Below are 13,116 nucleotides of genomic sequence, written 5' to 3' on the forward strand. Positions count from 1 at the left end.
CTCAAGGCGTTGACGCGTCAACCCTTGCGGCTAAATCTTGGAGCATGGCCCTTAATCTCCTAAAGCTCTGCGTCGGCTGCGACAGCGTCGAGGACCTCGAAGAGTGGATTGCCTTCCGCCTCGACGAGCGGCGACGCGCCGACGAGCCGGCCGAGCACTGGCACACCACCCGCATGGTGCCAACGCGCGGCGACGAGATCACCGATGGCGGCTCGCTCTATTGGGTGATCAAGGGCAGCGTGCAGTGCCGGCAACTGATCACCGAGATCCGGCCGTTCGTCGACGACGAAGGTATCGGCCGCTGTCATCTGGTGCTCGATCCCGAGGTCGTGCGCACCGAGTGGCAGCCGCGCCGCGCCTTTCAGGGCTGGCGCTATCTCAAGCCCGCCGATGCACCGGCCGATCTCGGCAAGGGCAGGGCGGCATTGGCCGAGATGCCGCCGAAGCTGAGGCTTGAACTCGCCGAACTCGGTCTGCTCTAGGGCGTGTTGATATTCAGGTGATGCCGGCCTGCAAATGCCGGCTTCCTGCGCTTCCGGTGCTCACGTGCTTTAGGTACGCTCCGCTCCGGTTCTCGGAACCCGCCATTTTCGGCTCGGCCTGACCTGAATCTCAACACGCCTTAGCACGGCTTTGTTTACCGCCCGCGGCGCTGGCCCTTCGGCTCGGCCGGTGTGGGACTTGCAAGCGCCGGACCTTGGTCCCATCCTATTTCTATGCTCGGTCGTCCCTATGGTGGTGCTAATCGATGGGCGTGATCCTTGCTTTGGCAGCGGTGCTCGTGGTGCTTTTCGGCGCCGCGATGCTCTTTGTGCGCGCGGATGCCGGAAGGATGGCAGACAGTCTGAGATCGCTTGGGCCAGCCCTCCTGGGGCTGGTCGGCGCGCCCATGCTGGTCTTCGGCCGCAGCCTTATCGGTGGACTGCTTTTGCTCGCGGCGCTGGCCTGGGTCGGCTGGATACGCACCAGGCGGCCTCCGGAACGCGCCGCCGCGTCCAGACATTCGACGGTGCGCACCGCGGCGCTTGAAATGGACCTCGATCATGACAGCGGCAGACTCGAGGGGCTCGTCCTGGCCGGGCGCTATGAAGGCAAGATGCTTGGAGCGATGGGGCTGACGGATCTGCGCCAGCTTTATGGCGAGCTCAGCCCCGATCCGGAGAGCCGTCAGCTCCTAGAGACGTATCTTGACGGCCGTTTTCCCGTCTGGCGCAAGGACGCGCAGCCGCACGGTGGCGAAGGGTTGGGTGTTGCGCCAGGTGCGGGCGCCATGACTAAGGAGGAGGCCTACAAGATCCTTGGTCTTGAAGCGGGGGCTGCCGCGGCGGATATCCGCAAGGCGCACCGCCGCCTGATGCAACGCCTGAACGCCGACGTCGGCGGCACGTCTGTCCTGGCGGCGCGGATCAATGAAGCCAAGGACGTCTTGCTCTCCAATCACGATTAGTCTCCTTCGACGCCGGTACCTTCCGGGAGATTTCAACAACCGCCTATTGCTGGACGGCGTAGCACGAGATTTTCTTGCGCTTCAGGGCATCGCAGGCCTTCCAGGCGGCGTCCTTCGAGCCGAAGCCGCCGAAGCGGGCGCGGTAGTAGGTGGCGCCGTCCTTGTCGAAGGCGACGGTGAAGCCGGAAGCGTCGGCCAGGATCCTCGGCGCCTGCTTGGCGGTCTGATCGAGGAGGCTCTGAGCCCCCGATTTGGTGGGCGAGGAGGCAACCTGAACCACCCAGCCGGACGGCACCGACGACGTCTTGACCGGATCGATCGCCGGCGCGGCCGGCGCGGGCTCGGCATAGGCGGTGACGACCTGGGGCGAGGCGTCCTGTGCCTTGGGAGCCGGCGCCATGGCGGCCACGGCGACCGTCTTCACCTTCTTAATCTTGACCACGGGCTTGGTCTCTTCGGCGACCTGCTGGGCGTCGTCCTGGACATCATCGGCAGCGGCAACGGTGTCGTCGGCCGAGGCCACGACAGTGTCATCCGTTGCTGGCTTGGCGTCCGGTGTCGGCGCGTCATGCTTGGGCAAGAAGACCTTGGCCAGCGTCTTGATCGGATTGTCGTTGCCCTTGGCAATGAGATCGCCGCCGCCGCGCGTCGAGGTGCGCGGCAGATAGGTGTTGATCAGCGCGGCCATCTGGTTGTCGCGGCTGCGGCCCGAAGCGCCGCCCATCACCACCGCGACAAGGCGGCGGTCGCCATCGGCGACGGAGGAGACGAGGTTGTAGCCCGAAGCGCGGGTATAACCGGTCTTGATGCCGTCGACGCCCTTGATGCGGCCAAGCAGACGGTTGTGGCCATTGATGCGCTGGCGGCCATACAGGAACGAGCGCTGCGAGAAATAGCCGTAATATTGCGGGTAGTGCTCACGCAGCGCGATGCCAAGCATCGCCATGTCGTGCGCCGTGGTGAACTGGCCGGGGTCGGGCAGGCCGTTGGCATTGCGGAAGACGGTGCCGTTCATGCCGAGCTGACGCGCCTTGGCCGTCATCATACGGGCGAAATTGTCTTCGCTGCCGCCGAGCATTTCGCCGAGCGCGGTGGCCGAGTCGTTGGCCGACTTCGTTACGATCGAGAGAATAGCGGTCTCGACCGGAACCGAGCCACCGGGGCGAACGCCAAGCTTGGTTGGCGCCTCGGCCGAGGCATGCGCGGAAAACGGAACCGGCGTGTTCTTGCTGATCCTACCCTTCGCCAACGCCTCGAAGGTCAAATAGAGCGTCATCATCTTGGTGAGCGAGGCGGGATAGCGCCGGCCGTTGGCGTCGGCCGAATAGAGCACCTTGCCGGTCTTGGCATCGACGACGATGGCCGAGGACCTTGCGGCCATCGCCGACGCCACGTCTGCGACGACAACCGTCACCGCGAGCGCGGCGATCATGATTGCCTTGAGGGAGAAAGATTTGGAGACCAGCCCCGACAACGCCTGACGCACCGCTACTACCCTGAATTTTCGTTGCCCCGGAGGCGGCTACGGGAATGCCTGCCTCGCTTCCGGCCAAGCTATCGCGGGCAGCGTTACCAATCCGTTTATGGTAACCGCCGCGTTCACTATTTTTCGGCAAATCGAGCCTCTCTTTAATCGAATTTTACCGGCCGCCGGCGCTGGACCCCCTGCTTACCAAGGGGATTCTTGACTTTTGTGCATCGCACAATATATTGAGGTGCATTGCACAAGGGCGCCCGGGGCAAAAAGGGCGTTTCAACCAAGGGAAGTATGAAATGACCCAGACCTATGAGGACTTCACGAAATACGGCAAGGAGTTTGCCGACACCGGGCTGAAGAGCTTTGCCTCGCTCACCAAGGGCGCGCAGGCGATCGCCACCGAAGCCGGCGAATACACCAAGAAGAGCTTCGAGGCCGGCAGCGCCGCCGTCGAGAAGCTGTTCGCGGCCAAGTCGGTCGAGAAGGCCATCGAGATCCAGACCGATTACGCCAAGCAGAGCTATGAGAGCTTCGTGGCCGAAGCCAGCAAGATCGGCAATCTCTATGCCGAGCTCGCCAAGGAAGCTTACAAGCCTTTCGAATCAGTGGTCGCCAAGGCGAAGTAATTTCGCCCGATCACAGCCGATACGGCCATCAGGCCTGCGGAAGGACCCGGTCGCGGAAACGCGGCCGGGTTTTTTCATGCGCGATCGCAACCCGATGCACCTTGCCGCATTCACGATTGAGAAATTCGCTGAGGTTTGCCCACCTAGCCATATTGTCAGCTAAACAGAAGGGCTTAAAATCGTCCATCGAGAACCTACATGTTGAACTCGCATGAGGATTCGAAAAGGCTGGACTACGTGACGATCGGTTTGACTGCCACGGCAGGCGTGGTGCGAATGCAAAGTGACGGAGACCGCAACGATCCCGGTCGCGGCACCGCTGTCATCACGCGCACCAAAACCAAGACCAAGAAGCCCAGCCTCTACCGAGTGCTCATCCTGAACGACGACTACACGCCGATGGAGTTCGTCGTTCACGTCCTGGAACGGTTTTTCCAAAAGGACCGCGAGGCCGCCACACGCATCATGCTTCATGTTCACAATCATGGAGTGGGCGAGTGCGGTGTCTACACATTCGAGGTGGCCGAGACCAAAGTGTCCCAGGTCATGGATTTCGCCCGACAGAATCAGCATCCGCTGCAATGCGTGATGGAGAAGAAGTGAGGTAACATGCCGGCTTTCTCCCAAGGCCTGGAAAAGGCGCTACATCAGGCGCTGACATTCGCCAACGAGCGGCATCATGAGTATGCGACGCTCGAACATTTGCTGCTCGCCCTGATCGACGACACCGAGGCGGCCGCCGTCATGCGCGCCTGCAACGTCGATCTCGATGAGCTCAAGCACACCGTTCTGACCTATATCGACACCGAGCTCGACAACCTCGTCACCGGTTACGACGAGGATTCGAAGCCAACCGCAGGCTTCCAACGCGTGATCCAGCGCGCCGTGATCCATGTGCAGTCGTCCGGCCGCGAGGAAGTGTCCGGCGCCAACGTGCTGGTCGCCATCTTCGCCGAGCGCGAGAGCCACGCCGCCTATTTCCTGCAGGAACAGCAGATGACCCGCTACGACGCGGTCAACTACATCTCGCATGGCATCGCCAAGCGCCCCGGCGCTTCGGAATCGCGCACGCCGCGCGGCGCCGAGGACGAGCAGGGCGGCCAGAACGGCGCCGAGCCACAGGAGGAAAACGGCAAGAAGAAGCAGCAGGACGCGCTGACGGCCTACTGCGTCAACCTCAACAACAAGGCGCGGGCCGGCAAGATCGACCCGCTGATCGGCCGCGACAGCGAGATCAACCGCACCATCCAGGTGCTGTGCCGCCGTTCCAAGAACAACCCGCTCTATGTCGGTGACCCGGGCGTCGGCAAGACGGCGATCGCCGAAGGGCTGGCCAAGCGCATCGTCGAAGGCGATGTGCCGGAAGTGCTGCAGGACGCCACCATCTTCGCGCTCGACATGGGCACGCTCTTGGCTGGCACCCGCTATCGCGGCGACTTCGAGGAGCGGCTGAAGCAGGTCGTGAAGGAGCTCGAGGATTATCCGGGCGCGGTGCTGTTCATCGACGAGATCCACACCGTGATCGGGGCGGGCGCCACCTCGGGCGGCGCCATGGACGCATCGAACCTCCTGAAGCCGGCGCTGTCGTCCGGCGCCATCCGCTGCATCGGCTCGACCACCTACAAGGAGTTCCGCCAGTTCTTCGAGAAGGACCGCGCGCTGGTGCGGCGCTTCCAGAAGATCGACGTGAATGAGCCGACCATCGAGGACGCCATCGAGATCATGAAGGGCCTGAAGCCCTATTTCGAGGAGTTCCACAAGGTCCGCTACACGAGCGAGGCGATCAAGGCTTCGGTCGAGCTGTCGGCGCGCTACATCAACGACCGCAAGCTGCCGGACAAGGCGATCGACGTGATCGACGAGACCGGCGCCTCGCAGATGCTGGTGCCTGAGGCCAAGCGCAAGAAGACGATCGGCATCAAGGAGATCGAAGCGACGATCGCCACCATGGCGCGCATCCCGCCGAAGACGGTTTCGGCGGACGACGAGAAGGTGCTGCAGGGCCTCGATATCGAGCTGAAGCGTGTCGTCTATGGCCAGGATACGGCCATCACCGCGCTGACCTCGGCGATCAAGCTGGCGCGCGCCGGCCTGCGCGAACCGGAGAAGCCGATCGGCTCCTACCTGTTCTCAGGTCCGACCGGCGTCGGCAAGACCGAAGTCGCCAAGCAGCTTGCCGCCTCGCTCGGCGTCGAGCTGATCCGCTTCGACATGTCGGAATACATGGAACGCCACACCGTCTCGCGGCTGATCGGCGCGCCTCCCGGCTATGTCGGCTTCGACCAGGGCGGCCTGCTGACGGACGGCGTCGACCAGCACCCGCATTGCGTGCTGCTGCTCGACGAGGTCGAGAAGGCGCATCCGGACCTGTTCAACATCCTGTTGCAGGTGATGGACCACGGCAAGCTGACCGACCACAACGGCAAGCAGATCGACTTCCGCAACGTGATCCTGATCATGACCACCAATGCGGGTGCGTCGGATGCGCAGCGCGCGGCGATCGGCTTCGGCTCGACCAAGCGCGAAGGCGACGACGTCGAGGCGATCAACCGGCTGTTTACGCCGGAGTTCCGCAACCGTCTCGATGCGATCATCCCCTTCGGCTCGCTGCCGGTGCCGGTGATCCATCAGGTGGTGCAGAAGTTCGTCATGCAGCTCGAGGCCCAGCTCTCCGAGCGTGGCGTCACCTTCGACCTGTCGCCGGACGCGATCGCCTGGCTGGCCGACAAGGGCTATGACGAGCGCATGGGCGCCCGTCCGCTCGGCCGGGTCATCCAGGAGCACATCAAGAAGCCGCTGGCCGATGAAGTGCTGTTCGGCAAGCTCAAGAAGGGCGGCACGGTGCGCGTCACCGTCGAGAAGAAGGAAACCGGTGAGTCCGGCCTGAAGCTCGAATCGCTCGCCGACGAGTCGCCCGTGCAGCCGAAGAAGGAAGAGCCGGAAGACGCGCCGAAGCCGAAAAAGGCGGTGGCCAAGAAGCCTGCGCCCAAGAAGGCGGTGGCGCAGAAACCGGAGCCGAAAGGCAAGGACGGCAACAAGCGCAGCCTGGTGCCGCAACTGCCCCGCAAGGGCTGATAGGCCTTATCCCGAATTGCAGAAAAGCCCCGGCGACGGGGCTTTTTTGTTGCAAGGAAAGACGTGGAAATCGGCCGGATTGTCCTCAACGGTGCGCGTGGCCGATGTCCTCCAACCGCCAACAGATTTTCGTGGATCAATGGAAAGGCGATGCGCCGCCTTCGGTGCGGTCGCATCCTATGGCCGCACATGCTATGGCCGGCATATGTCGACTTGGATCTCGGACGCCAAAGCGCCTCGTTCCACCTGGTTCCTGCGTGGTGTCCGCGCGGCCTTTTCCCTGCCTGGCCTGATCCTCATCAGCTCGTTCATTGGCTTTGCCGCCTTGGCGAAAGACGCCGGGGTCACGGTGGCACAGGCCGCTTTCATGACCGGAACGGTGTGGGCGCTGCCATCCATGGTCGTGCTGGTGGGCGCGATCGCATCGGGAGCGGCGCTGCCGGCGGCGATGTTCGCCGTCACGTTGTCCGCCATACGTCTGATGCCGATGGTGATGGCGCTGGCACCCGAGATGCGCGCCGGGAAAACCCGGCAATGCGTGCTCTATCTCCTGGCGCATTTCGTGGCCGTGACCTCCTGGGTGCTGGCCATGGAGCGCCTCAAGCGCGTCCCGCCTCAAATGCGTACGACTTACTATGCCGGCCTCGGCGGCGCGCTGGTGACGACGAATGTCATCGTCGTGACCGCCGTCTATGCAGTGGCGGATGCGCTGCCGTACGCCGTTTCGGCGGCGTTGCTGATGTTGACTCCGATGTATTTCCTGACCTCGTTGTGGGGGTCCGCACGCGAACGGGCTGGGCATGTCGCAATGGTCCTGGGCCTCGTCCTCGGACCGGTCTTCCACATAGTGTTGCCGCAGATCGATTTGCTGGTTGCCGGGCTGATCGGCGGCACGGTCGCCTATGGCTTGCAATTGCGACGGCGCAAGGTGCGCGCGGCGTGAGTTACTTTTCTAGCGGCGCCTGGTGGTGGCCATACATGTTCATTCTCGTCGCCGGTTTCGCCACGACGGACATCTGGCGCTTCCTTGGTGTCTATCTTGGCGGCAAGCTTTCCGAAGATTCAGACCTGTTGGTACTGGTTCGTACCATGGCGACGGCGCTTGTTGCCGCCGTCATCGGCAACCTGGTTGTCTTTCCAGGCGGCGCGCTTGCGCACACTTCGCTTGGCTTGAGGATAGCGGCGGCGGCCCTGGGTTTCGTCTCCTATCTGGTGTCGGGAAAGCGCATGGTCGTCGGCATCGCCACAGCCGAGTTTCTGCTGCTGGCCGGACTTTATCTGAACTTTTGATTTCGCCTGATCTCAGCCCGCTAGAGCCGCGCGGATCTTGCCGGCATTCTCGGCCAGCACCTCCGGCTTCTCCATCTGCCCGGAATGCGGCTTGAGCGGCACGCCCTCGAAGCGCGGCACGACGTGGACATGGAGATGGTAGACGGTCTGCCCGGAAGCCGGTTCGTTGAACTGCATCAGGGTGACGCCGTCGGCGTTGAAGGCCTTTTTCACCGCGACCGCAACTTTCTGCACGACGCCGAACAACGGGCCGAAAATTGCCGGGTCAGCGTCGAGCATGTTGCGCGACGGCGCCTTGGGCACCACCAGCGTGTGGCCTATGCCTTGCGGCATCACATCCATGAAGGCGACCACAGCGTCGTCCTCATAGACGCGGTGCGAGGGGATCTCGCCGCGCAGGATTTTCGCAAAGATGTTGCCGGGATCGTAGGCGGCTTCGGCCATGGCAGGCGCTCCGGATCGTGCTGACCCGCCTCGTGTAGCGAAGCCGCCGCCGTGCGGCAAGGCAAGTCGAGGGCATAGCGCTTGGTTTCCCGCTAACAACGCCAAGGGGGAACGAAGCTGGGACGGCATCGCCCGCCGCAAGGGCGAAGGGAAAGCAGCCGGGGCGCCAGCCTCTCGATATGACGAAGGTTGATGCTGCGATGAATCTGGTGAACGCCGAAATGTCGCCGGTGGCTGCTGCCAAACAGCTAAATCTAGGCCGCTCGACAATCTATCGGGAAATGCGCCGACTGGGGGGTTAGTCGAGCCGCTTGACGCCGGCTAAATCCGTCTTGCGGATCGCGTGCCCTTATCGAGGACACTCAGAAGGCAGAGAACAGTTGATGACGGGCTTGCCACTCGGATCGCAGGCGCTCTCTCTCACCTTTGAACAGGTTGTCTGTGGCTATACAGGCACTCATCCGGTCGACTCGGAAATGTCGGAAATCCTTCCGCAATTCGCACCACGCGGCAAGGACGATATTGTCTACGTAATAGACGAGCGCCAGCGGGCAGACGATGCGCTCGCTGCGCCGTGCCTCGGCATCCTGATAGTGAAGATGTAGTTTTCGCTCTTCCCTTATGCTCTGTCGCAACACGCGGTATTCGACCGCCGACGGAGGAATGGCGTTCCAGTGCGAGACATGCAGCGGCGAGCCTTCGATGTGGCTGTCGGCCGTGCTCGGAAGAACGGCGGCAACCTTGTGGCCAACGCGTGACGCCGCCGCCAAAAGATCGGCATCGCCGGTACGTCCGATCAGTGACAGGCCGACCACGATAGCCTCGACCTCCTCGGCCGTGAACATGAGCGGCGGCAAGTCGAAACCCACCTCCATGACATAGCCGACGCCGGCCTCCCCTTCGATGGGAACCCTCATGCCTTGCAGAGCAATGATGTCGCGATAGATGGTCCGCTGACTAACTTCGAGAGCGCAAGCGATCTTGCCCGCTGAGACCGGCGCGGTTGCGCGCCTCAGAATCTGGATAATCTCGAACAGCCGGCTTGAACGGCTCATCGTGGCGCTCCTGCAAACAATCGACTTTTATCACTTTGATGCTGACACAGGGTGTCAGCAGAAGGTCGGCTATTTTGACGATCATCTGTCTAACGGGAGAAACCGATGGTCGATCAGGAATTTGCAACAAAATCGGTGCGGATGGAGCGCTTATGCCTGCTGACGTTCCAGGCGCCGGCTGATGATGTGGACCGCATCATGGAGGCGGTGGTGAAAGTCACGCCGCTCGCCATGGGAAACTACGACAGCAATGCCTACCAGTCGGGGCTCGGTACCGAACGATATCGGCCGCTCGAAGGCGCAGTGGCTGGACCGGAAAGCGAGATACGCAAGCGTCCCGGTACAGTCGAAATATCGTTCGAACTCCCGGACGACCAGAAACTCATCCAGCAGGTAGTCGAGACTATCTTCCAGACCCACAGCTACCAGGAGCCGGTCATCAGGGTCTGGAGCATTCTCACCAGCCGATCCAAGGGCCTTGACGACAGCGCCAACTCGAACCGCTGGTGGAACACGACCGGCGACTGGAAAAAGAAGGCTTGCGAGCCGAATAAGAACACACCCCAGGAATGAGCACCACCGAATATCGGCTCGGCCTGGTGCTGGTCACGGCATCGGCCGTGGCCTGGAGCACAGCAGGCTTCTTCACCAGGCTAATTCCGCTGGATAGTTGGACCATGCTTGCTTGGCGCGGCATCTTCGGCGCAATCGGCATAGCGGTCGTGTTTATCGCGATGCAGCGCAGGGACGCGTGGCGAAGCGTCAAAAACATGGGTCGGCCCGGGTGGCTGTTCGCTATTGTCTCGGCGATTGGCATGGTTTTCTTCATCACCTCGCTTCGGCACACCACGGTCGCTCACGTCGCGGTGACCTATGCGACGGTGCCGTTCATCGGCGCTGCTCTGGGCTGGCTGGTGATGCGGGAAAGACCGTCAAAAAATGCGATCTTCGCCGGCCTTGCTGCTTTGGCAGGCGTTGCCCTGATGGTTGGCCTCGGTGCTGACGGCAGTTTGTTCGGGGATCTCATGGCGCTCGGCATGACCTTTTGCTTGGCTGCGATGATGGTGATTGCGAGACAGTTTCACAACATTCCCACCATGCCAGCCGCCTGCCTCTCGGCCCTACTGAGTGGCTTGGTCTGCTGGCCCTTCGGAGAGCCATTCGCCGTCTCTGGGCAAGATCTGTTCGTCTTGATGCTATTCGGCCTTGTGAACTCGGCAGCCGGTCTCGCTCTATTCACACTTGGCGCGCGGATGCTGCCGGTGATCGAAACCGCGCTGATAGGCTCCCTCGATGCACCGCTGGCCCCACTTTGGGTTTGGCTCGCGTTCAACGAGATACCCAGTATCAGCACGCTTGCGGGAGGCCTAATCGTGTTTAGTGCCGTTGGCCTCCATATCTTGGTCGAAGCGAGAAGGAAGGAAGCGGTCGCTCCACTCCCTGACTGAGAAGCAAGCCGAGTTCCCTGGACCTCTGAACTGAGAAGTTCAGGATAAAGCTCACGGTTCTCGATTTGATCTGCCTTAGCGTGTTTGGCGGGAACCAACGCTATGCCCTCAAATCACCATCACCGCCTCGACAAGGCGCGGTGAAAGCGCCTTTCTCGGTCGAGGCTATCTCGAAATAGGCTGCTGGCTGCTCCCTCAAAAAGCTGCGTGTGTGGCGAATTCTGGATCGAACGGCAGTCCTACGGCCTCAAGCTATTCCTGCACATCCTTGCGGAAGGGCGTGTGCTCCTCGAGATACTCGCCCATGCGTTCGACCTCACGCCGCTCGCGCCTGAGATAGTCGGCGACGGCGTTGCGCAGACCGGGGTGCGAAATGTAGTGCGCCGAATGCATGGTCACGGGCCGATAGCCACGCGCCAGCTTGTGCTCGCCCTGCGCGCCTGCCTCCACCACCTTCAGCTTGCGCTCGATGGCGAAGTCGATCGCCTGATGGTAGCAGACCTCGAAATGCAGGAAGGGGTGGTCCTCGACGCAGCCCCAGTTGCGCCCGTAAAGCGCGTCCGAACCGATGAAGTTGATGGCGCCGGCGATGTAGCGGCCGTTCCGCTTGGCCATCACCAGAAGAATGTCGTCGGCCATGCGCTCGCCGATCAGCGAGAAGAACTGCCGGTTGAGATAGGGCCGGCCCCATTTCCTGCCGCCGGTATCCATATAGAAGGCGAAGAAATCGTCCCAGGCGCTTTCGGTGAGATCCTTGCCGGTCAGCCAGTCGATCGAGATGCCGTCGGCAAGCGCCTCGCGGCGTTCCTTCTTCATCGCCTTGCGCTTGCGCGAGGCAAGCGTGGCGAGGAAGTCGTCGTAGCTGGAAAAGCCTTCGTTGAAGAAATGGAACTGCTGGTCGGTGCGATGCAGGAAGCCCGCCGCTTCCAGCGTCGCGACGTCGGGCTCGTTGGCGAAGGTGACATGCGCGGAAGAGACGCCGAGCTTGTCGGTCACGAGTTTCAGGCCTTCCGCCAGTCCGGCTCTCACGGCACCTTCATTCTCGCCTTTGCTGACCAGCAGGCGAGGGCCGGTGACCGGCGTGAACGGCACCGAGCATTGCAGCTTGGGATAGTAGCGGCCGCCGGCGCGCTCGAAAGCGTCCGACCAGCCATGGTCGAAGACGTATTCGCCCTGGCTGTGCGATTTGAGATAACAGGGGACGGCGCCGAGAAGCCTGCCTTGCGCCGTTTCCAATCTGAGATGATGGCCCTGCCAGCCGGTGCGCCGCACAGCGCATCCGGAGTCTTCCAATGCGCTTAGAAAAGCGAATGAAACCAGCGGGTTGTAGCCGTTTTCTTGGTCGCCACGCGTGGTTCCGGCAAAGCCGTTCCATTCCTCGCAGGTGAAGGCGCCGATACCCGCCGCGACGCGGATCGCATAGTCCGCGTTCGCTACCCGTCCATCGTCTTCGTCACCTTGATCCATGGGGCTTATTTAAGCTTCGCCAGGTTAGCTACAAGTCACGTTTGAGGCACCCGGCTCAAGCGACTTTCACCAGGCCAGGCTCGAAACCCTCGAAGGTCATCTGATCGGCATATTTGAAGGTGAGGTCGACCGCCGGCTGATCGTGCACGGTCCAGGTGATGACGGGCATTTTCAGCTTTTCGCGCACGAAGCTGACGAAGGGGTTGGGCAGGTCGCCTGCGGCGTAAGAGGTGAAGGCGAGGTCGTGCGCGAGCATGGCGAAATGCGCCTCGATCAACTGGTCGTCCCTGCCATAGGCGGTCAGCCCGCCGGGAATGCCAGGGGCGTCCTTGGCGAAGTCGCGGATCAGCCAGTGATCGAACGACATGATCGCCACCTTGCCCTTGTAGCGCTTGAGCAGCCGGCCGACGCTCGCCACCAGCCCGGCATCGTGGCCGGGAACGCCTTTCAGCTCGACCACCAGCGGCACGCGGCCGTCGATCAGGTCGAGCGCCTCCTCGAGCGTCGGCACGTGGTCCTTGGTGCCGCCGATCTTGAGCGTCGCCAGCTCGGCCGCGGTGCGTTGCCAGACGAAGCCGTCATGGCCGGTCAGGCGTTTCAGATCGCCGTCATGGATGATGACCGGAACGCCATCCGACGAGATATGCACGTCGCATTCGATGGCATAGCCGCGCTCGACCGCCGCGGCGAAGGCCGACAGCGTGTTTTCCCAGCGGGTCTTGTTCATGTCGTGGAAGCCGCGATGCGCGACGGGCTGCGCAATCAGCCAGGACAGATCGGTCATCTT

General features: G+C 62.2%; 14 protein-coding genes. 9 read left to right on the top strand and 5 right to left on the bottom strand.

Features of this window, described 5'->3' with window-relative positions:
• Positions 1–44: 44 nt before the first annotated feature.
• On the top strand, positions 45–482 hold the full coding sequence (locus RFM52_RS14270; protein ID WP_320295721.1) for a DUF1489 family protein: 438 nt from the start codon (positions 45–47) through the stop codon (positions 480–482).
• Between the two features lie 266 nt (positions 483–748).
• Complete coding sequence (locus RFM52_RS14275; RefSeq protein ID WP_320295720.1) at positions 749–1,447, top strand: J domain-containing protein; 699 nt, start codon at positions 749–751, stop codon at positions 1,445–1,447.
• A gap of 43 nt (positions 1,448–1,490) precedes the next feature.
• Here RFM52_RS14275 and RFM52_RS14280 read toward each other — a convergent pair whose 3' ends face one another.
• Positions 1,491–2,933 carry a D-alanyl-D-alanine carboxypeptidase gene (locus tag RFM52_RS14280; RefSeq protein WP_320295719.1) on the bottom strand — a complete coding sequence of 481 codons (1,443 nt, stop codon included), beginning with the start codon at positions 2,931–2,933 and terminating at the stop codon, positions 1,491–1,493.
• 287 nt (positions 2,934–3,220) lie between these two features.
• Here RFM52_RS14280 and RFM52_RS14285 point away from each other — a divergent pair, with 287 nt between their 5' ends.
• From RFM52_RS14285 to RFM52_RS14305, 5 genes are all read left to right on the top strand, one after another.
• On the top strand, positions 3,221–3,550 hold the full coding sequence (locus RFM52_RS14285) for a phasin family protein (RefSeq protein ID WP_320295718.1): 330 nt from the start codon (positions 3,221–3,223) through the stop codon (positions 3,548–3,550).
• 276 nt (positions 3,551–3,826) lie between these two features.
• On the top strand, positions 3,827–4,153 hold the full coding sequence (gene clpS, locus RFM52_RS14290; RefSeq protein WP_040972327.1) for an ATP-dependent Clp protease adapter ClpS: 327 nt from the start codon (positions 3,827–3,829) through the stop codon (positions 4,151–4,153).
• A gap of 6 nt (positions 4,154–4,159) precedes the next feature.
• Positions 4,160–6,625: an ATP-dependent Clp protease ATP-binding subunit ClpA gene (clpA, locus tag RFM52_RS14295; protein ID WP_320295717.1), complete on the top strand. Its 2,466-nt coding sequence runs from the start codon at positions 4,160–4,162 to the stop codon at positions 6,623–6,625.
• A 16-nt stretch (positions 6,626–6,641) separates the two neighbouring features.
• Positions 6,642–7,568, top strand: coding sequence for an AzlC family ABC transporter permease (locus RFM52_RS14300; RefSeq protein WP_320295716.1), 927 nt, complete (start codon positions 6,642–6,644; stop codon positions 7,566–7,568).
• Between the two features lie 35 nt (positions 7,569–7,603).
• The gene (locus RFM52_RS14305; RefSeq protein ID WP_320295715.1) at positions 7,604–7,915 is read left to right on the top strand and encodes an AzlD domain-containing protein; all 312 of its coding nucleotides are present in this window, start codon (positions 7,604–7,606) and stop codon (positions 7,913–7,915) included.
• A gap of 12 nt (positions 7,916–7,927) precedes the next feature.
• On the opposite strand, the gene RFM52_RS14310 is transcribed toward RFM52_RS14305, so the two are convergent.
• Positions 7,928–8,359 carry an HIT family protein gene (locus RFM52_RS14310; protein WP_320295714.1) on the bottom strand — a complete coding sequence of 144 codons (432 nt, stop codon included), beginning with the start codon at positions 8,357–8,359 and terminating at the stop codon, positions 7,928–7,930.
• A gap of 362 nt (positions 8,360–8,721) precedes the next feature.
• Positions 8,722–9,414 carry a helix-turn-helix transcriptional regulator gene (locus RFM52_RS14320; protein ID WP_320295713.1) on the bottom strand — a complete coding sequence of 231 codons (693 nt, stop codon included), beginning with the start codon at positions 9,412–9,414 and terminating at the stop codon, positions 8,722–8,724.
• 105 nt (positions 9,415–9,519) lie between these two features.
• On the opposite strand from RFM52_RS14320, the gene RFM52_RS14325 reads away from it, so the two are divergent.
• Both RFM52_RS14325 and RFM52_RS14330 read left to right on the top strand, forming a co-directional pair.
• Positions 9,520–9,987, top strand: a complete 468-nt coding sequence (locus RFM52_RS14325) for a YqfO family protein (RefSeq protein ID WP_320295712.1) — start codon at positions 9,520–9,522, stop codon at positions 9,985–9,987.
• Positions 9,984–10,862: a DMT family transporter gene (locus tag RFM52_RS14330; protein ID WP_320295711.1), complete on the top strand. Its 879-nt coding sequence runs from the start codon at positions 9,984–9,986 to the stop codon at positions 10,860–10,862. Before RFM52_RS14325 ends, RFM52_RS14330 begins: the two co-directional genes overlap by 4 nt.
• Before the next feature lie 252 nt (positions 10,863–11,114).
• On the opposite strand, the gene RFM52_RS14335 is transcribed toward RFM52_RS14330, so the two are convergent.
• On the bottom strand, positions 11,115–12,329 hold the full coding sequence (locus RFM52_RS14335) for a GNAT family N-acetyltransferase (protein WP_320295710.1): 1,215 nt from the start codon (positions 12,327–12,329) through the stop codon (positions 11,115–11,117).
• 55 nt (positions 12,330–12,384) lie between these two features.
• The gene (locus RFM52_RS14340; RefSeq protein ID WP_320295709.1) at positions 12,385–13,113 is read right to left on the bottom strand and encodes a glycerophosphodiester phosphodiesterase; all 729 of its coding nucleotides are present in this window, start codon (positions 13,111–13,113) and stop codon (positions 12,385–12,387) included.
• Positions 13,114–13,116: the final 3 nt, after the last annotated feature.

The sequence above is a fragment of the Mesorhizobium humile genome, from assembly GCF_033977215.1.
GTDB classification, from domain to species: Bacteria; Pseudomonadota; Alphaproteobacteria; order Rhizobiales; family Rhizobiaceae; genus Mesorhizobium; species Mesorhizobium humile.